Genomic DNA, 19,123 nt, shown 5'->3' on the forward strand with positions numbered 1-19,123 from the left:
TATAGGTTTATTTATGCGAATTTCACCTCTTTTTCAGCCTGCTTTGATTGCTTTATCTGTTGTTAGTGCTATTGCGAATACTGCTGTAGCAGCTGATGAAATCGAGCATTTAGCTATTTTTGGTAATGCCCAAGCGGTAAATGATGTACCGGGCAGTGCCCACATGATTTCTCAAGCTGAATTAGAGAAATTCGACTTTACCGATATTATGCGGACATTAACGTCAGTCCCTGGCGTTTATGTACTAGAAGAAGATGGTTACGGTTTGCGACCAAATATTGGTATGCGTGGTACTGGTCAAAACCGAAGTGAAAAAATTACTATTATGGAAGATGGCGTATTGGCGGCTCCAGCGCCTTATTCAGCACCATCTGCTTACTACTTCCCAACTGCTGGTCGTATGCAGCAAATTGAAGTGCTTAAAGGTACATCAAGTGCTATGTATGGTCCACGCACAACCGGTGGTGTAGTTAACATGATTTCTCGTAGTATTCCAAACGAGGACCTTGCAGGACAAGTAAACTTAAGTGCTGGCGAAGACGGGTTTGCTAAAGCCCATGCTTATGTTGGCGGTGCTGGCAAAAATGTATCGTCATTATTCGAAGTGTTTCGCTATCAAGCTGATGGTTTTAAAGGTGTAAATCATACCGGTGATGACACGGGCTTTGTTAAAAATGACATCATGGCGAAAGTGCTTATTAATAGCGATGCCGATGCAAAATATTACCAAGAGTTAGAGTTTAAATTAAAGTATTCAGATGAAAACTCTGATGAAACTTATATGGGCTTAACTGAGAGTGATTTTAAAACCAATCCATACTCTCGCTACTCAGCGTCTCAACTTGATAACATGGATACTAGTCATAAACAATTCCAAGTAAATCACCACATTAAATTATCTGATCGCTTTGTTTTAGGTACTTCAGCTTACTACAATGAATTCAGCCGCAACTGGTATAAAACCAATAAGATTAATGATAAAAGTTTAAGTGACGGTGGCATTGATGACGCGTCTGCATTTGATAATGGTACATTCGGAAGTGATGAGATCAGTGTTGAAGTTAAAGCTAATAGCCGTGTTTACGAATCTCAAGGTATACAAACCGTTTTAGATGCAGATTTTGGGGCACATCAAGTTAAATTTGGTGCTCGTTATCATGAAGACAGTATGGATCGCTTTCAGTGGGTTGATACTTATAGTTTAGATAACACTGATTATGAAATGACCTTAACTGATGCCGGTATTCAAGGTACTGACTCAAATCGTATCGATTCAGCTAAAGCTATTGCATTATTTATTCATGATGAGTACACGATAGGTGACTTCATTATAAATGCGGGCTTACGTTACGAAGATATGACCATATCGCGTAAAGATTGGGCAAAAGGCGTTATTGATAGAAATGAACCACTGTCAAAAGATGTTAGCAACGATGTTGATGTTTTATTGCCGTCACTTGCTGTTACTTACCGTGTAAATACTGATTTAGTTATTATTGGTGGCGTACAAAAAGGTTTCGCTCCACCAGCACCGGGTAACGATAAATCTGAAAATGAAGAAAGTGTTAACTACGAACTAGGCATGCGCTTTAACCAAGGCGCGTTAAGTGCAGAAGCCTTATATTTCTATTCTGATTACGAAAACATGCATGGCAACTGTACGGCAAGCCAAGGCTGTGACGAAGAGCTTATTGGTAATCAATACAATGCGGGTGAAGTTAAAGTTTCAGGCCTAGAAGCTAAAGCAGGTTATGAATTTAACGCAGGTGAATTCACAATTCCTGTCGACTTAACATATACATTTACTGACACAAAGTTTCAAAACGCTTTTGACTCAGGTTTAGACACTTGGGGTAATGTTGCTGTTGGTGATGAATTACCTTACGTACCAGCAAACCAATTACAATTTAGTGTTGGTCTATTAGGTGAAAATTGGCGTAGTGATATTTTATTACGTTACATGGATGAAATGCGCACAACAGCTGGCCAAGGTGCAACCATACCGAGTGAAACCATAAAGAGCCGAACAGTGGTCGACTTAGCTGCACATTATAATATTGCAGACAATCAAGAAATTACTTTTAATGTAGATAACTTACTTGATAAAGAATATATGGCAACACGTGCACATGGTTCAATTATGGCCGGTAAGCCACGTAGCGTAACTTTAGGTTATAAATATAGCTTCTAAGTTTATGATTAACGATTAAAAAAGCGAGCCTGAGCTCGCTTTTTGTTTTTAAAAGATCATAAATTTGGTTCACAGCATCTATTGAGTTTAGAGCATTGGAGTAGATAGCTGAGGTTAGAAAATTTAGTTTGCTATGATTATATAATGCCTTTTATTGCGCATTTAAAAGTGTTTTGATCTCACTTTCGTAGGCTTCTTGCTTAATTTGATTAAAACCGACATGTGCACTGACAATTTGCCCTTGTCGGTTAACTATAAAGCTACTGGGCATGCCTTTAAGTTGATATTTTCTCGCTATTAAGCCTTTAGGATCATAAATAACCGGGAAATTTGCTGGTGATTCCTTTAGAAATTCATCGGCTAATGCTCGGCTATGATCCAAGTTAATGCTGATGATGGTTAACCCTTGCGCCTGATACTGTGCTTTTATGCTATTCATCCACGGAAATGACTTACGGCATGGAATACACCAAGAGGCCCAAAAATCTACGTACACAACGTTACCTAATTCGTTTTTTAAGTGCTGGTCTAATAACTCAATTGTATTAGTGGCAGTACTTGCGTTAACATTATCAGTAGCCAACAACTGACTTGAAAAAGTCATGACAGTTATAAGAAAGCAGCATATTTTAAATTTTTTTATCACGATATAATCAACAATGGTTAAGCCTTATTTGCCATTATTTAACCACGTTAATGCGTATTAACAAAATTTGACCGTTTATGTTTAATCATCAGAGACTAAATTTACTGAGGTTATCGCATTGAGTTACTGTTCATTTTAAGAGATTTAGTTCATTCAATACGTTAGGGTTTGTATATGTTCAAGAAAATATTTAGTCAAAAAGACAGTAATTTTAACAACCTGCTACTCAGCATAGTTGTACTAGTTTTTAGTGCACCTTCGCAAGCAACACAAAGCCAAACACTTGATAGAAACCAATGGTTAAAAGCACGATTCGGTGCTCAGCATGAAGCGCTTATTCCTGTTGTCGCAGTGGCTGATATGTTATTTAGCTGTCAGCAACAAAAGCAAATAAATGAAAATCAAACGATTAAAATGTTAATTACACAAATGGATAAAAACACTTTAGCTGAAAAGTTAATGACCTGTTTAGCTGGGGAGTCACCTAAATCAGACACCGCGTTAAATTATGGTTTGAAAGGGTGTTTTCATGAGCAATTGGCGAACTTACCTGCTGAGGAAAAGCAGCAAAAAATGCGCTTAGTCACACAAAGTATCAACGAACTATCAAGAAGTGAGCGAAAAAAAAGTTTTACTCAGTGTGTTACTGACCAAGCCATTAATTATTTACAATAATGTTTAAAGTTAAAGTTAAAGTTAAAGTTTAGGTGGTTTTTTGTCATCGACAAATGCACTAGGCAAAATTTCAACGCCAACCAAGCGACCAATTTTTATCATTAACGGAATAGTGATAGGGGCAAAGGGTAAAATAGCGAAAATTCCAATGCCGAGACCTTTTAAAATATCAACAAATTGTTGATTAGCAATACGCATTTCTTCAGCACTTGCATCACGCTTTGTGTAGCGTTTGTAAATATTAAGCATTGCTCTTGTTTCGACTTTTTCTTGCGCTAAGGCTATTTTAACTTTAACCATACTGCGTTTTAGTCGGATGATATTACGCCTTTTACTAATGCGTAAAACTCTCAGGGGGACTTTGTGAAAATGGTTCCAAATTCTCATGCGCGTATTCTCCCACAATAATTAACCAAAGTAAGTAATTCAATTAGCGAAACCAATGTGAAACATAATTTGTAACAAATGCTAGCCGGTTGACACTGCACAGTTTTTTATATTTGAAGTAATATGACTTATAGTTAACATAAGTTTAAAAATAAAAGTGGAACGAATATTATGGGACATGAAACACCGAAGGTTTTGGTAGTAGACGATGATATGCGTTTGCGCGCTTTACTGGAGAGATATTTAGTCGAGCAAGGCTTTGTTGTGCGTAGTGCTGCAAACTCAGAGCAAATGGATAGACTACTAGAGCGCGAAAATTTTCATGTATTAGTACTCGACTTAATGTTACCAGGCGAAGATGGGTTATCAATATGTCGTCGCTTACGCCAAAATTCCAATGATATTCCTATTGTTATGCTAACAGCGAAAGGCGATGAAGTTGACCGTATTATTGGCTTAGAGCTTGGCGCTGATGATTATATGCCTAAGCCTTTTAATCCGCGTGAATTACTGGCGCGAATAAAAGCGGTACTTCGTCGAAGAGTGCAGGAAGCTCCAGGCGCACCCTCTCAAGAAGAAAATGTTATCTCTTTTGGAGATTATAAGCTCAATCTTGCTACACGAGAAATGGTGAAGGGAGATGTAAATATGCCTTTAACTAGTGGTGAGTTTGCGGTGTTAAAAGCGCTGATCACCCATCCACGTGAGCCATTATCGCGTGATAAACTAATGAACTTGGCTCGTGGTAGAGATTACTCTGCTTTAGAGCGTAGTATCGACGTACAAGTTTCACGCTTACGACGTATGCTGGAAATAGATCCTGCAAAACCTCGTTATATACAAACCGTTTGGGGTTTAGGGTATGTATTTGTGCCGGAAGGAAAATCTGTTGCTTAATTTTTGAAATACCCACGTTATCAGCTTACCCATGAACCTTACTTTGTAAGGTTTTGCTGCTTTAAATAATTTTCACCAGAACAAATGTTCAAAAACATCAGTGGTATGACTTTAAAATGCATGGAAAAAACTCTCACCGTAGTCGTGGTTTATGAAAATATTACCCCGCAGTGCCTTTGGTCAAACAGTACTCTTAATTGGAGTTTTGTTATTAATTAACCAAGTTGTGTCGTTCATTTCAATGTCGATATATATCATTCAACCGAATGCTCAACAAGTGAACCAACTATTAGCAAAGCAAGTTCGGGTTGTTTTTATTGATATTGAGGATGAAGCGATAAGCCCCGCAATGGGAGAAGCGTTTCAACGAGAAACCGGTATCGGTGTTTATCGTGAAGCCGCTGCAATGAAGCTAGGTCTGCAAGATGCGGTATATTATGCCTTTCGTTCTAATGAAATGTCTGATCTATTAGGGGGACCAGCAGAAGTTAGGATCTCTCAGGGAGATGAATATTTATTTTGGATACGTCCGCCTCAAGCACCTAAATATTGGGTTAAAATACCTATCAATGGCTTAGAAGAAGAAAACTTTTCACCGCTTATTTTTGTGCTAATGATATTAGGTATTTTAAGTGTCGTTGGAGGCTGGGTTTTTGTTCGACAACTTAATCGCCCACTCAGTGCCTTACAACATGCTGCGCTTGATGTTGGACGTGGTGATTTTCCAGAACCACTAACTGAACGAGGCACTACTGAAATTGTCGCTGTAACTCGTGCTTTTAACCGTATGTCGAAAGGTATAAAACAACTTGAAGACGACCGAAATTTATTGATGGCTGGTATATCGCATGATTTACGAACGCCATTAACCCGTATTCGCTTAGCCACTGAAATGATTTCTCAACAAGATGAATTTTTGAAAGAGGGCATTGAAGGCGATATTGAAGACATGAATAACATCATCGATCAGTTTATTGATTATATTCGTCATGACAGCAAAGACAAAGCTGAGTTAGATGATATCAATATTTTAATTGACGAGGTGGTTCAGTCAGAAAGCGTAGTAGATCGTGAAATAATTTTTAATGCTGAATCTTTACCTAAAGTGCCTTTACGTTACGTTGCGATGAAGCGTGCCTTAGCTAACTTAATTCAAAATGCTTTACGTTATTCTAACGGTAAAGTGACAGTGACAACTTCTTATGACAAAGATAAACAGGAAGTTTGCTTTTGTGTCTGCGATGAAGGGCCGGGTATCCCTGACGTTGATATTGAGCGATTGTTTCAGCCCTTTACTCAAGGTGATGAAGCACGAGGTGGTGAAGGTAGTGGTTTAGGTTTAGCTATTATCAAGCGTATAGTCGACACCCATAGTGGTCGAGTTGAATTGTCGAATCGAAAAGAAGGCGGTTTAAAAGCACAAGTTTGCTTACCTATTAGCCATGGCTAATAATTAGGAAAAATAATCGCTTATATATACCGTGATTACATCAATATTGAAGATATAAAAAAGCCGTCGAATATTCGACGGCTTTTTAGTTTACGCTATTGCGCAATAGGTTTGGTTATACTTTTGGACCAGCGGCAACAAGTGACTTACCGTTATCTGTATCAGTAAACTTATTAAAGTTATTTACAAAGCGAGTGGCTAAGTCAACAGCTTTACCTTGCCATTGTTCTGCTTCTGCATAGGTATTACGAGGGTCTAAAATACTATCGTCAACGCCTTCAATGCTTGTAGGAATGTCTAAATTGAATAAAGGTAAAACTTGCGTTTGAGCATCATCAATTGAACCATCTAAAATAGCATCAATAATTGCACGGGTATCTTTTATTGAAATACGTTTACCTGTGCCATTCCAACCGGTATTAACCAAGTAAGCTTCAGCGCCAACAGCTTGCATACGGTTACGTAAAACTTCAGCATACTGTGTAGGGTGCAAACTTAAAAAAGCAGCACCAAAACAACTTGAGAATGTTGGTGTTGGTTCTGTTATGCCACGCTCAGTACCTGCAAGTTTAGCGGTGAAGCCTGACAAGAAGTAGTATTCTGTTTGTGCTGGAGTTAATTTAGCAACAGGTGGTAATACACCAAAAGCATCAGCAGTTAAGAAAATAACTTTTTTTGCATGACCAGCTCTAGAAACAGGTTTAACGATATTATCAATATGGTAAATAGGGTAAGAAACACGAGTGTTTTCAGTTTTTGAATTATCGTCAAAATCTATTTGACCTTTTTCATCAACTGTTACGTTTTCAAGTAATGCATCACGACGGATAGCGTTATAGATATCAGGTTCGTTTTCTTTACTTAAGTTGATTGTTTTTGCGTAACAACCGCCTTCAAAGTTAAATACACCGTTTTCATCCCAACCATGTTCATCATCACCAATAAGCTGGCGCTTAGGGTCAGTTGATAAGGTTGTTTTACCGGTACCAGAAAGACCAAAGAAAACTGCGGTATCGCCATCTTCGCCAACGTTTGCACTACAGTGCATTGATGCAATGCCTTTTAGTGGCAATAAGTAGTTCATCATTGAGAACATACCTTTTTTCATCTCGCCGCCATACCAAGTACCACCAATTAACTGAACACGTTCAGTTAGGTTAAAGGCCACGAAATTTTCAGAATTTAAACCTTGCTCTTGCCAGTTAGGATTAACTGCTTTTGCGCCATTCATTACGATGAAATCTGGTTCGTAAGTTTCCAACTCTACATCGGTTGGGCGAATGAACATGTTTTTAACAAAGTGAGCTTGCCAAGCGACTTCGGTAATAAAGCGCACTTTTAATCGGGTAGCTTCATCTGCACCACAATAAGTATCAACAACAAATAAGCGCTTACCTGACAATTGCTCAGTTACTAAACCTTTAAGATTAGCCCAAGTTTCTTGTGTCATTGGTTTGTTGTCATTTTTACCTTGATCTGACCACCAAACCGTATCACGGGTGGTATCGTCACGAACAATATATTTATCTTTTGGAGAGCGGCCGGTAAAAATTCCAGTGTCTACTGAAACTGCGCCAAGTTCGGTAACAGTGCCTTTATCACAACCTGTGAGGTCGGATCTAGTTTCCTCAGCAAAGAGTAACTCATAAGAAGGGTTGTAAACTATCTCTGCAACGTTATTGATGCCGTATGAAGATAAATCGATTGAGTTTTCTAAAGCTGCCATTGCGAATTCGCTCCTAAAATTATGACGATTTTTAAATGTTTAGTTTCGGTGTTCCGAGTTTGGAAGTCGATTTTATGCGATCACTCGGCAAAACGAAAGTTTTTTTTCTTTCGTTTTGAAAGTTTTCATACTGACTTTCATAATTTAGGGGGGCAAGTAGTTTAATAATAGAATATAGAAAGGTTTAAGGTACTATTCTGCAAATAGATAGATGAGTTTATATACATAGATAACAGTAGCTTATGTTTTTGTTGTGGTTGACTGTTTGGTCAGGAAATTATCAAGGAAAGAAGATCATAAAAGGATTATAAAAAATGAAAATAGTGGATATAAATTTCGAATGGAAACAAAAATTAGCTTCGAAGTATTATATAACGAAACTTTTTTATGATGGTTGTTGATCTTTCAATAAAATAAGTCGCACTTATAAATAACGATTTAGAAAGATCAACAAAAGTTAGACTTAGTCGAATATACCGTCTTCGGCATTGATAACCACATCGTTACCATCAAGTATCTCACTACTGACATCCTGACTTATATACTCGGTTGGCGCTGTGCCCAATTCAAAATATTCGAAACGACTCGATTTATCTGTTTTAGTGGTTAATTTACCAGAGACTTTATCAATGCGAACCGACATTAATGCAACCGGTTGTTCAAAAGGTTCAACAGGTAAGTCAGTTAATGCCACTTGCATAAAATCTATCCAGGCTGGCTGAGCAGACTTGGCTCCAAACTCTTTCCCTGTTGTTTGGTCTTTAGTGAGGTTACTGTTATAGGTTGTTTGCCCAAGGTTGCGACTAGGGTCGTCAAAACCAATCCAAGACGTAGTAACTATTCTACGGCTGTAGCCAGAAAACCACGCGTCTTTTGCCTGATTAGTGGTACCTGTTTTACCTGCAATATCTCTTCGTTTTAGCACTCGAGCACGGAAACCAGTACCTTGCCAAAAAGGTTTTATATTCCAGTCGGCTCCCCAAATAGCTGAATTCAGTGCTTCAGTCATTAGAAATGCATTTTGAGCGCTAATAATACGCGGGGCTTTGTTGATTGGTGGTGCTTCAGATTCTATGTCATCAACAATATTTATGTCATGAGTAATATTAAAGTCATCATTCTCAGTATTGATATCTGCTAACGTAGGTTGCTCATCTGTTAACTGATCGCAATCATCACACGCAATGGCAGGATTTGCTTGAAATAACACTTTACCGAATGAATCTTCAATACGTTCAATTAAGTAAGGTTTAATTAAAAAACCACCATTTGCAAAAGTTGCAAAGCCAGTAGCTACTTCAAGCGGTGTTAAAGAAGCAGAACCAAGGGCTAGGGATTCATTACGTGGTAGATCATCAATATTGAAACCAAAGGTAGCTAAATAAGGAATAATTTTATCTAGGCCAACTTCTCTAAGTAAACGAACAGCGATAACGTTTTTTGATTGCGCTAATGCTAGTCTAAATCGTATTTCACCGTTATATACGGGAGGTGAATTTTTAGGACGCCAAACTACACCTGAACTTCGATCCCACTGGTTAATTGGCGCATCGTTAACTATTGATGCCAAAGTATAACCATTTTCTAGGGCTGCAGAATATATAAAAGGTTTGATGTTAGAGCCAACTTGACGTTTTGCTTGTGTGACACGATTAAATTGGCTTTGAGTAAAACTGAAGCCACCCACCGCCGCTTTTATTGCACCATTATCTGTAGCAAGCGATATAAGGGCTGCGCTTACTTCTGGCAACTGGCTTAGTCGATAGCCTGACTCAGTTGCTGAAACCATAACAATATCACCAGGAGATAAAATATCTTTAGCGAGTGATGGAGGCGCTGCTTGTTTGTCATCATTGATGTATGCACGTGCCCAAGCAAGTCCAAGCCAATCAATATCGACTAGTGAACCATCTTGTAGTCTAACTTGAGCTGATTGTTCAAATGTTTGAGTTACAACGGCAGGAACAATGGAATGATAACTATCGAGCGACTTAAGTGCTTCAATAGCTTCTTCAGCATTGATAGGTTTTATTTCAGTGTTGCTTGTGTCACTCGTACTGGTAAGTGTTTCATCAATAGGGCGTATGGTACTGATGGGTCCTCGGTAACCATGGCGCTGATCATAAGCAAAAATATTATTAACCACAGATTGTTGAGCAGCATATTGTAGTTTAGATGTAACCGTCGTAAATACTTTATACCCCCCGTATAGGCGGCTTCTTTACCAAAACGATCGACCATTTCTTGATGCGCCATTTCAGCTATGTAAGGTGCACTTAATTCAATTTCAGCACCATGCTTTATGGCCGTCATGGGCTCTTGATTCGCAGTGGCCAATTCTTGAGAAGTAATATAGCCTGCCACGTACATTCTTTGTAATACTACTGCTCTACGTTGCAATGCTCGATCAGGTCGGCTAATTGGATTTAAAGTTGAAGGAGCTTTTGGCAAACCTGCTAATACCGCTATTTGCGCGAGCGTTAGTTCTTTAGTTTCTTTACCGTAATAAACCTGAGCAGCGGCGCCAAAGCCAAATGAGCGATGCCCTAATGAAATTTTATTCATATAGAGCGCAAGAATTTCATCTTTCGTCAGCAAGCTCTCAATGTGGAAAGAAATAAATATTTCTCTAATTTTTCGCACATAGGTTTGTTCTCTCGTCAGGAAGAAGTTTCGGGCCACCTGCATGGTAATGGTACTTGCGCCGCCTCTATTTTGTCCCGTTAACTGGCCTATAATGGCACGACCCATACCAATTGGATCAACACCAAAATGCAAATAAAAACGATCATCTTCAGTTGCTAATATCGCATTTATTAATTGTTGCGGCATTTCGTCTAAGGTTAAAGGGATGCGTTTCTTTTCACCGAATTGAGAAATGAGTTTTCCGTCAGCACTAAATATCTGCATTGGCGTTTGCCACTGCAGATCTTTCAATGATTCAACACTAGGTAGACTCGAGCGCATTGAGAGATAAATTCCGGCGAGTGCTAAAAATCCGATAAATATCAATACAGCACCCGTTTTAAACAGGTTCTTTATAGAAAACACAAAAAAATGCTCGATAAAAGTTATAAAATTGACGTAATAGTACTAGTATATCCTGTAAAAGCATGTAATAAATGTATTTATACCAATTTTTTACCTAATATTATTATAATAAAATGTTCTAGTAGGATTCTATGTTAAGTAGTTTATGGAAAAAAAAGACCTCCTTAATGGTTGGAATTGACATTGGTTCTCACTCTATTAAAGCGGTTTTACTGAACCAAAATGAAGGCGGCTATGTGCTAGAGACTGTCGCGATCGAGCCAATGCCAAGAGGCGCCATTGTTGACAGAGAAATTCAAGATATTGACGCTGTCGGTAAAGTTGTTGCTAAAATAAGAAAAAAAATCACCTCTTCAGTTGGACATGCGGCGTCAGCAGTTTCCGGACAAACGGTAATTACTAAAATCATCTATATGGATGTTGCCTTAAATGAACAAGAGCTGGCCAGCCAGATAGAAATTGAAGCGGATAGTTTAATTCCATATCCACTTGATGAAGTAAGTTTAGATTTTGAATCGCTTGATATTAATGAATCAGACCCAAGTAAAATTAATGTTTTACTAAGCGCTGCACGAACTGAGTCTGTTGAGGCAAGAGTTGCTGCATTAGAAGCCGGTGGTTTTGATACCAAAGTTATTGATGTAGAGTCCTATGCTATCAGCCGAGCTTATGACTTAACATTAAATCAATTACCTGATGACGCTGCTGATAAAGTTATAGCGACCGTAGATTTAGGTGCAACAATGACTTTATTTTCCGTTACTGAAGCAGGTAACCATATTTACAGCCGAGATCAGTTATTTGGCGGTGAACAATACACTCGCTCAATTGTTTCTTATTATAATAAATCGTTTGAAGAGGCAGAAATTGCTAAATTGACCGATGATCTACCCCCTAATTATACCTTCGAAGTTTTAGCGCCATTTCATACCATTTTAGTTCAACAAATTCGTCGTGCAATTCAGATGTTTTTAACAACAAGTGGTAAAGAAAAAATTGATTACTTAGTGATATCAGGCGGCAGTGCCTTAGTTGAAGGTGTTGAACAACTGTTAACTGAAGAATTAGGTATTCATACGGTAATAGCTAACCCTTTTACTGGCATGGAAGTATCGAGCACAATTAATCAAGAAGAGTTAGCTAAAACAGCGCCACGCTTTATGGTCGCGGCTGGTTTAGCATTAAGGAGTTTCACACCATGGCATATATAAATCTATTACCATGGCGCGAAGAAGCCGAAAAAGCTAAACAGCGTGAGTACTTTACCGTACTGACTATTGTGGCATTAGTGGCATTTGTGATTGTGTTTTCTGTAAATCAATTTTATCAAATGCGTATTGACGGTCAACAGACTCGTAATCAATTCTTACAAAATGAAATACAAATATTAGATTTAAGAATTTCGAAAATAAAGTCGTTAAATGAAAAGAAAAAAGAACTTCAAAAGCGCACAAGTGTTGTTGAACAGTTACAACGCAGTCGAAATGTAGGTACGCAAGTCTTAGACGAAATTGCAAAAGTAGTGCCAAACGGTATATATCTCACACGTTTGGAAAAACAAGGCAACAGCTTAAATATTATCGGTAAAAGTGAATCTAACAACCACTTAGCCAATATGATTAGAGAAATAGAAAGCTCTGATTTATTTGAAGATGCGATACTTGAATCTATAACCTCTAATGATGCAAAAAGTAAATTACTAAGTGATTTCAAAATGCGTGTTCGAATCAAAGGGTTGATCAATTTAAATGAACCTACTAGTCAAGGAGCGCTATAATGAATTTTGATTTATCGGAATTTATGGAGCAATTCGATGGCTTAGAGCTTGATAATATTGGACAATGGCCAAAAGCTGCAAAAATTGTATTATCAATATTTTTGGTTATCTTAGTGTTAGGTTTAGGTTACGTTTTAATGATCAGCGATCAAATTGAACAACTTAAACGTGTGACTGTTGAAGAAACCACGCTTAAGCAACAATACCAAGCTAAGTATCACATAGCGGCAAACTTAGAATTATTTGAACAACAAATGATTGAAGCGGAAGCAATGTTTGCTAATCAATTGAAAAGTTTGCCCGAAAGCCATGAAACACCAGGTTTACTTGATGACATTACTTTTGTTGGCACAACTACTGGGCTTAATTTTGTAAAATTAAATTGGCAACCAGAGATAGAGCAAGAAATTTATATCGAGTTACCGATAGATATAGAAGTCATCGGCACTTATCATGAGTTTGGCCAATTCGTTAGTAGAATTGCCGGATTGCCACGTATAGTAACGCTGCATGACTTTGATATTAATTTACAAAAGCAAGCATCAGGTGACTTAAAATTAAAGCTGCAAGCTAAAACCTATCGTTATCGGGAGGCAGCAGAATAATGAAGAAATTAATCTTATTAAGTGCTGTGATATTATCGGGCTGTTTTAATGATACTGATGATTTAAAGCAACATATTGCTACGGTACAATCAGGAACCGGTAATACGATAGAGCCGATGCCAGAAGTTAGAGTTTTCGATCACTTTGACTATTCAGCAGACGTTCTGCGCAGTCCATTTGATGTGCCAAAGCCAGAAGCAATTCAAGAAAAAATTCAACAAATGTCAGGCTGCTTGAGCCCTGATCCGCGTCGAAGAAAACAGCCATTGGAGAAATATTCTCTGAGTAATTTGGTCATGCGTGGCACTTTAGGTGAATTAGGTGTTACTTGGGCGCTCGTCGAGGCGTCTGACAGAACATTACACAGAGTAGCTGTTGGGAGCTATGTGGGTTTAAACCACGGGAAAATTACCACAGTAAGTCAAGATAATGTAAAAGTACTAGAATTAATCCCAGATGGCGCTGGGTGCTGGGTGGAACGTGAAACTGTCGTTACCATGACGGAGACAAGTGCAGAGGGGCAAAGGAAGTAATGTTGCTATTTAATAAAATCAAAAACGATAATCTTATGACACATTGCAAAAAAATGAAGCTAGTCACAGTCGCTTATTTATGCGTATTTTCCACTTTTTCGTGGGCAAGCGAGTTAACTGGGATCAGCTATAATACGATTCAAAACAACGAAATAGAATTAGTGTTTGAGTTATCTGACAATATCGCTGTGGCGCCCGAAGTGGTTACATCGATGTCACCTGCACAAGTTAGAATTACTTTTGATGCAGATCAGTTTAATCCTACAGTTGCTTCAACGCTGATTGATCACGCGGGTGTTAATAACATTACCGTACAGAAAATTGCGGGTAAAGTTGTTGCTGATGTGAGTTTGCAGCACCTTTCAATTTTTGATGCAGTCCAAAAAGGCAATACCTTTGCGTTAACGTTAAATACTGGGCAAGTAAATCCATCAGTAACCCAGTTAATTCCACTTGGTCATGGCTTTATTAATCAAATAGATAATATTGACTTTAAACGTGGTCAGCAAAATGAAGCGCAGTTATTAGTGAAACTTATCGACAGTAAAGTCGCTGTAGATGTAAGTGATAAACTTGGCAAACTTTATATTGAATTTCATAATACTGAAATTTTAGACGATTACATTTACAAGTTAGATGTGACCGACTTTGGCACTTTGGTTACTGGCATTGAAACCTTTAAGGAAGGGAGAAATGCGCGTTTAGTTGTTGATATTAATGGTCCATTTGAATATAAACATCAGCAATTTAATGATGTGTTTTCATTAACTGTTAACGCTAAAGTTAAGCAAGACGGTTACCTTGGTGAAGAAGAAAACTTTAGTGGTAGAGCTATATCATTGAACTTCCAAGATATTTCTGTACGTACAGTATTGCAAATTGTTGCGGATTATAATGGTTTTAACTTAGTCACCAGTGATACCGTTGTCGGTAATATTACCCTGAGATTAGATGGTGTACCTTGGGATCAGGCTCTCGATATTATTCTAAAAGTGAAAGGTTTAGACAAACGCATGGAAGGCAACATTCTTATGGTTGCACCAAGCGATGAATTAGCTGCAAGAGAAGCTCGTGATTTACAAGCACAACAGCAAGTAGAAGAGCTAGCGCCTTTATATTCTGAGTATGTACAAGTTAATTATGCAAAAGCTGCTGAATTTGCTGCGCTAATCAAGAATGAAGATAATAGTATTTTATCACTTCGTGGTAGCGTGAGTGTTGATGAAAGAACTAATACATTATTAATTCGAGATACGGCAACTAGTATCGAAGATATTAAGCGTATGGTATCGGTGTTAGATATTCCTGTTCGCCAAGTTATTATCGAATCTCGTATGGTAACGGTAAAAGATAATATCAATGAAGAGTTAGGTATTCGTTGGGGCGTAACTGATACGGGTTCAGACTCATCAACATCTGGTTCATTGTCTGGTGCTGAAAGTGCTGGCAATGGCATCATACCTTCGTTAAGTGACCGACTTAATGTTAACTTACCTGTAGCAAGCCCGGCTGGTAGCATTGCATTTCAGGTGGCACGATTAGCCGATGGTACGATTCTGGATCTTGAATTGAGTGCGATGGAAAAAGAAAACAAAGGTGAAATTATTGCCAGTCCCCGAATTACTACCGCTAACCAGAAAGAAGCTTATATAGAACAAGGTGTAGAAATTCCATATCAAGAAGCGGCTTCAAGTGGTGCAACATCAACCCAATTTAAAAAAGCGGTATTAAGTTTAACGGTCACGCCTCATATTACACCGGATGACAGAATAATCTTGGACTTAGTCGTTACCCAAGATACCGTCTCAGATGTATCTAATGGCACAGCACCTGCAATCGATACACAGCGAATTGGCACACAAGTTTTAGTTAATAATGGTGAGACCATTGTATTAGGTGGTATTTATCAGCAACAAATTATTAGCTCGGTATCAAAAGTGCCAGTTTTAGGTGATATTCCGTATTTTGGTTGGATGTTTAGGAATAGTAGTAACTTTAATGAGAAAAAAGAACTGCTAATATTCGTTACACCACGCATAGTTACGGAAAGATTTTAAGTTAATTTGCATGTAAGTTGGTGTTTTCATCTTACATGCTTGCAATTTGTACCCAACAATTGCGATAATTGCGCCCTTGAAATTTTCGAGGGGGTTCCCTCTTACCTGTTCACGTAATAAATAAACGAGTATTAATTAATCTAATGGCAGAAAAACGTAATATTTTCCTTGTAGGCCCAATGGGCGCAGGCAAAAGCACCATTGGTAGAGAATTAGCAGATAAGCTACATTTAGAGTTTTTTGATTCCGATCAAGAAATTGAGCGTCGTACTGGTGCTGATATCGCATGGGTTTTTGATCTTGAAGGTGAAGAAGGCTTTCGATTGAGAGAAGAATCAGTCATTGAAGACTTAAGTGAAAAACAGGGAATTGTTTTAGCTACTGGTGGTGGCTCTGTGATTAGCGCTCAAGTACGCAATCGCTTATCAGCGCGCGGTATTGTTGTCTATCTTGAAACTACTATAGATAAACAAGTTGCTCGCACGCAAAGAGACCGACGCCGTCCGCTACTCCAAACTGATGAAGAACCTAGAACTGTACTTGAAAACCTAGCTGTTGAGCGTAATCCGTTATATGAAGAAATTGCCGATGTTATCGTGCAAACGGATGATCAAAGTGCAAAGGTTGTAGCTAGTAAAATAGTAGAGCGATTAGATTTCTAACCAAAATACCTATGACTACTCTTCACGTTAAACTTGGCTCTCGCAGCTACCCAATCTATATAGACAGTGGATTACTATCAAATAGTAAACTGCTGTCTAGTCATATCCGCAGTAAACGAGTTTGCATTGTTAGTAATAATATTGTCGCTCCATTATATATTGAGCAAATGAAAACCAGCTTAAAGGATTTCGATGTCGATGAAATCATTTTACCGGATGGTGAAGCTCAAAAAAGTTTAGCAAATTTTGAACGGATAATGTCTCACTTACTTGCCGGTAATCATGGTAGAGATACAACACTAATCGCATTAGGCGGTGGTGTTATAGGTGATATAACGGGTTTTGCTGCAGCATGTTATCAGCGTGGTATTGATTTTATTCAAGTTCCAACAACGGTGTTGTCACAAGTAGACTCATCTGTTGGTGGTAAAACCGCGGTTAATCATCCCTTAGGTAAAAACATGATAGGCGCGTTCTATCAGCCTAAAGCTGTATTTATCGACTTAGCAAGCTTAGTTACTTTACCTGTTAGAGAGTTTAACGCTGGTATGGCTGAAGTGGTTAAGTATGGAATACTAGGTGATGGAGAGTTCTTTACCTGGCTTGAAGAGCATACAGATGCAATTAAAGCCGGTGATAATACTATCCTAATGCAAATGATTGAACGTTGTTGTCAGTGCAAAGCAACCATAGTTGCAGAAGATGAAACTGAAGCAGGTGTTCGTGCATTATTAAACCTCGGCCACACTTTTGGTCATGCCATTGAAGCAGATCAAGGTTATGGTAATTGGTTGCACGGAGAAGCTGTTGCTACTGGCATGGTACTTGCTGCTAAAGTATCAGTAGCAATGAATTTGCTTGAAGTGTCAGATCTTCGTCGTATTGAAGCTTTACTTAGTGCTTTTGATTTACCGCTGATCGCTCCCGAGAATATGGGTTTTGATGAATTTATTTGTCATATGCGTCGCGATAAAAAGAATTTAGCCGGTAAACTTCGTTTTATTCTTCCGACGGCAATAGGCCAGTCTGAAATTAACGATGATGTTAGCGTGGAACTCCTTCAGCAAATTCTGTAATTATATTCAGAGTAGGTGAAGCATGTCGGCGTTAACACAAAATATTGACATATCGAACGATATTACAAGTGTCACAAAAATCAGTGCTCAAGCGCGTATCGACTATATTTTACGTTTTTCAAAACAAGCCATTCTGGTTATTGATGAAAGCGTTGAACAAAACGCCACAATTTCAAACCAACTTCTAGCAAGCTTACCCGAGCAGCATAATGTAGCCTATGTTGCCCTTTCATCGCAGTTTAATAATATTCAAATTCGTTGTCGTGTTATTGAGCAATTATACACTGGCGAGTTATTTGATCCTGAAATTTCGCTAGCCGTAAGTGTGATAAATTTAGCTAAAAAATCACAACAAAGTATTAGTATTGTACTCGACAGTGCTCAACATTTATCTTTACAAGTTATGCATGAGTTAACGCAATTAGCCTTAATTGCAAAAAAGGCAAACTTAGTCGTTAATGTTGTTATGTTTGGCTCATTACAGTCTGGTAGGAATGTCGCCGTTAATAAAAGCTTATTTGATAATAAACTTTCTTTGTTATCTTCACAATCTGGGCAATTATTATCAACTACTTCAGCTATATTTAAAAAGAATCGCACAACTTGGGCTTTGACTAAACGTAATAAATGGTTACTTGGTGCAGTACTTTTTTGCTTAGCCATTTCTGCAGTTGTGATTAACCTTTTACAATTAGATAGTTTCAATTTTACGCAGTCAATATCAGCTCTAAAGCCTGAAAAGGTATCGCTAACAGAAACTTTAGAACAGCCACAAACTATGGTTCTTGATGCTCTTGATGCTCTTGATGACACGACATTAAAAACAGTAACATCAAAAGAAAGTGCGATCCCCGAAGACATCTATTCATTATTAGTCAACCCCAAAACAAGCGTGATGAAAAAAGAGCTCCCATTACCAGCGACCCCGTTGGATATTATCTATGCAATAACCATTGAACAAACGGATAGTGCAGCAGAGAATGTATCATTGGTAAAACCAAAAATTGATAAAATTGAAGTAAAAGCTACTGAAGTAGAGCTAAATTTAGTTAATAATTTCCTAGTGGATAATAATTTTTATGCAGCTAAAGCAGGGTATGTTATTCAATTATCAGCTTTTAGCGATTTAACATTACCGCCAAAATATCTAGCAGCATTAGCAACGATTGAATATCACATTTATCAGCGTCAATTAAATGATAAACCCTTGATGGTTATTACCAGTAAGGTTTATACAGATAAAGCTTCAGCACAAGTAGCCTTATCAAGTTTACCCGAGTCACTTTTATCTCGACAACCTTGGATTAAGCCAACAAGTGTGGTGAATAACGAAATCAATGCATTTCAACTCTCCCAATAAAGCTTGATTCAGGATACAATCCCCGCTTAC

Annotated in this window: 17 protein-coding genes; 12 read left to right on the forward strand and 5 right to left on the reverse strand. The window is 38.1% G+C overall.

Features of this window, described 5'->3' with window-relative positions; genetic code table 11:
* Nucleotides 1-13 precede the first annotated feature (13 nt).
* Nucleotides 14-2,191 carry a TonB-dependent receptor gene (locus DBO93_RS00825; RefSeq protein WP_108454636.1) on the forward strand — a complete coding sequence of 726 codons (2,178 nt, stop codon included), beginning with the start codon at nt 14-16 and terminating at the stop codon, nt 2,189-2,191.
* A 151-nt stretch (nt 2,192-2,342) separates the two neighbouring features.
* Here the strand turns inward: DBO93_RS00825 and DBO93_RS00830 are convergent, their stop codons facing one another.
* Nucleotides 2,343-2,795: a TlpA disulfide reductase family protein gene (locus DBO93_RS00830; protein ID WP_108454637.1), complete on the reverse strand. Its 453-nt coding sequence runs from the start codon at nt 2,793-2,795 to the stop codon at nt 2,343-2,345.
* Between the two features lie 216 nt (nt 2,796-3,011).
* Between DBO93_RS00830 and DBO93_RS00835 the strand changes: the two genes are divergently transcribed.
* Entirely contained in the window at nt 3,012-3,512 is a 501-nt protein-coding gene (locus tag DBO93_RS00835; protein WP_108454638.1) for a hypothetical protein, read from the forward strand.
* Nucleotides 3,513-3,533: 21 nt separating this feature from the next.
* On the opposite strand, the gene DBO93_RS00840 is transcribed toward DBO93_RS00835, so the two are convergent.
* On the reverse strand, nt 3,534-3,899 hold the full coding sequence (locus DBO93_RS00840) for a hypothetical protein (RefSeq protein WP_108454639.1): 366 nt from the start codon (nt 3,897-3,899) through the stop codon (nt 3,534-3,536).
* Nucleotides 3,900-4,070: 171 nt separating this feature from the next.
* Between DBO93_RS00840 and ompR the strand changes: the two genes are divergently transcribed.
* Nucleotides 4,071-4,796 carry a two-component system response regulator OmpR gene (ompR, locus tag DBO93_RS00845; protein ID WP_108454640.1) on the forward strand — a complete coding sequence of 242 codons (726 nt, stop codon included), beginning with the start codon at nt 4,071-4,073 and terminating at the stop codon, nt 4,794-4,796.
* 151 nt (nt 4,797-4,947) lie between these two features.
* Nucleotides 4,948-6,246: a two-component system sensor histidine kinase EnvZ gene (gene envZ / locus DBO93_RS00850; protein WP_108454641.1), complete on the forward strand. Its 1,299-nt coding sequence runs from the start codon at nt 4,948-4,950 to the stop codon at nt 6,244-6,246.
* 115 nt (nt 6,247-6,361) lie between these two features.
* Here envZ and pckA read toward each other — a convergent pair whose 3' ends face one another.
* The 3 genes from pckA to DBO93_RS19170 all read right to left on the reverse strand — a co-directional run bounded on the left by pckA (nt 6,362) and on the right by DBO93_RS19170 (nt 11,023).
* A complete protein-coding gene (gene pckA, locus DBO93_RS00855; RefSeq protein ID WP_108454642.1) occupies nt 6,362-7,972 on the reverse strand; it encodes a phosphoenolpyruvate carboxykinase (ATP) in 1,611 nt (536 codons plus the stop codon).
* A 463-nt stretch (nt 7,973-8,435) separates the two neighbouring features.
* Nucleotides 8,436-10,118 carry a penicillin-binding transpeptidase domain-containing protein gene (locus tag DBO93_RS00860; RefSeq protein WP_343215938.1) on the reverse strand — a complete coding sequence of 561 codons (1,683 nt, stop codon included), beginning with the start codon at nt 10,116-10,118 and terminating at the stop codon, nt 8,436-8,438.
* A complete protein-coding gene (locus DBO93_RS19170) occupies nt 10,001-11,023 on the reverse strand; it encodes a transglycosylase domain-containing protein (RefSeq protein WP_343215939.1) in 1,023 nt (340 codons plus the stop codon). The genes DBO93_RS00860 and DBO93_RS19170 overlap by 118 nt, the downstream gene beginning before the upstream one ends.
* Before the next feature lie 131 nt (nt 11,024-11,154).
* Here DBO93_RS19170 and DBO93_RS00865 point away from each other — a divergent pair, with 131 nt between their 5' ends.
* The 8 genes from DBO93_RS00865 to DBO93_RS00900 all read left to right on the forward strand — a co-directional run bounded on the left by DBO93_RS00865 (nt 11,155) and on the right by DBO93_RS00900 (nt 19,093).
* On the forward strand, nt 11,155-12,234 hold the full coding sequence (locus DBO93_RS00865) for a pilus assembly protein PilM (RefSeq protein ID WP_108454643.1): 1,080 nt from the start codon (nt 11,155-11,157) through the stop codon (nt 12,232-12,234).
* On the forward strand, nt 12,222-12,800 hold the full coding sequence (locus DBO93_RS00870; protein WP_108454644.1) for a PilN domain-containing protein: 579 nt from the start codon (nt 12,222-12,224) through the stop codon (nt 12,798-12,800). The genes DBO93_RS00865 and DBO93_RS00870 overlap by 13 nt, the downstream gene beginning before the upstream one ends.
* Nucleotides 12,800-13,405 (forward strand): type 4a pilus biogenesis protein PilO, encoded by a 606-nt coding sequence (locus DBO93_RS00875; protein ID WP_108454645.1) that lies wholly within the window; start codon nt 12,800-12,802, stop codon nt 13,403-13,405. The genes DBO93_RS00870 and DBO93_RS00875 overlap by 1 nt, the downstream gene beginning before the upstream one ends.
* Nucleotides 13,405-13,938, forward strand: a complete 534-nt coding sequence (locus DBO93_RS00880; RefSeq protein WP_108454646.1) for a pilus assembly protein PilP — start codon at nt 13,405-13,407, stop codon at nt 13,936-13,938. Before DBO93_RS00875 ends, DBO93_RS00880 begins: the two co-directional genes overlap by 1 nt.
* A 53-nt stretch (nt 13,939-13,991) precedes the next feature.
* On the forward strand, nt 13,992-15,995 hold the full coding sequence (locus DBO93_RS00885; RefSeq protein WP_239059058.1) for a type IV pilus secretin PilQ family protein: 2,004 nt from the start codon (nt 13,992-13,994) through the stop codon (nt 15,993-15,995).
* Between the two features lie 143 nt (nt 15,996-16,138).
* Entirely contained in the window at nt 16,139-16,657 is a 519-nt protein-coding gene (gene aroK / locus DBO93_RS00890) for a shikimate kinase AroK (RefSeq protein WP_081150979.1), read from the forward strand.
* Nucleotides 16,658-16,668: 11 nt separating this feature from the next.
* The gene (gene aroB, locus DBO93_RS00895; protein ID WP_108454647.1) at nt 16,669-17,733 is read left to right on the forward strand and encodes a 3-dehydroquinate synthase; all 1,065 of its coding nucleotides are present in this window, start codon (nt 16,669-16,671) and stop codon (nt 17,731-17,733) included.
* A gap of 22 nt (nt 17,734-17,755) precedes the next feature.
* Entirely contained in the window at nt 17,756-19,093 is a 1,338-nt protein-coding gene (locus tag DBO93_RS00900) for a hypothetical protein (protein ID WP_108454648.1), read from the forward strand.
* Nucleotides 19,094-19,123 lie beyond the last annotated feature (30 nt).

This window comes from Colwellia sp. Arc7-D (genome assembly GCF_003061515.1).
Taxonomy (GTDB): Bacteria; Pseudomonadota; Gammaproteobacteria; order Enterobacterales; family Alteromonadaceae; genus Cognaticolwellia.

What these genes read in the sequence shown, in the direction of transcription:
- DBO93_RS00830 (WP_108454637.1), bottom strand. Translation starts at nt 2,795, where the DNA reads ATGACTTTTTCAAGTCAGTTGTTGGCTACTGATAATGTTAACGCAAGT.
- DBO93_RS00870 (WP_108454644.1), top strand. Translation starts at nt 12,222, where the DNA reads ATGGCATATATAAATCTATTACCATGGCGCGAAGAAGCCGAAAAAGCT.
- DBO93_RS00900 (WP_108454648.1), top strand. Translation starts at nt 17,756, where the DNA reads ATGTCGGCGTTAACACAAAATATTGACATATCGAACGATATTACAAGT.
- aroB (WP_108454647.1), top strand. Translation starts at nt 16,669, where the DNA reads ATGACTACTCTTCACGTTAAACTTGGCTCTCGCAGCTACCCAATCTAT.
- DBO93_RS00825 (WP_108454636.1), top strand. Translation starts at nt 14, where the DNA reads ATGCGAATTTCACCTCTTTTTCAGCCTGCTTTGATTGCTTTATCTGTT.
- DBO93_RS00840 (WP_108454639.1), bottom strand. Translation starts at nt 3,899, where the DNA reads ATGAGAATTTGGAACCATTTTCACAAAGTCCCCCTGAGAGTTTTACGC.
- ompR (WP_108454640.1), top strand. Translation starts at nt 4,071, where the DNA reads ATGGGACATGAAACACCGAAGGTTTTGGTAGTAGACGATGATATGCGT.
- pckA (WP_108454642.1), bottom strand. Translation starts at nt 7,972, where the DNA reads ATGGCAGCTTTAGAAAACTCAATCGATTTATCTTCATACGGCATCAAT.
- DBO93_RS00880 (WP_108454646.1), top strand. Translation starts at nt 13,405, where the DNA reads ATGAAGAAATTAATCTTATTAAGTGCTGTGATATTATCGGGCTGTTTT.
- DBO93_RS00865 (WP_108454643.1), top strand. Translation starts at nt 11,155, where the DNA reads ATGTTAAGTAGTTTATGGAAAAAAAAGACCTCCTTAATGGTTGGAATT.
- DBO93_RS00885 (WP_239059058.1), top strand. Translation starts at nt 13,992, where the DNA reads ATGAAGCTAGTCACAGTCGCTTATTTATGCGTATTTTCCACTTTTTCG.
- aroK (WP_081150979.1), top strand. Translation starts at nt 16,139, where the DNA reads ATGGCAGAAAAACGTAATATTTTCCTTGTAGGCCCAATGGGCGCAGGC.
- envZ (WP_108454641.1), top strand. Translation starts at nt 4,948, where the DNA reads ATGAAAATATTACCCCGCAGTGCCTTTGGTCAAACAGTACTCTTAATT.
- DBO93_RS00835 (WP_108454638.1), top strand. Translation starts at nt 3,012, where the DNA reads ATGTTCAAGAAAATATTTAGTCAAAAAGACAGTAATTTTAACAACCTG.
- DBO93_RS00875 (WP_108454645.1), top strand. Translation starts at nt 12,800, where the DNA reads ATGAATTTTGATTTATCGGAATTTATGGAGCAATTCGATGGCTTAGAG.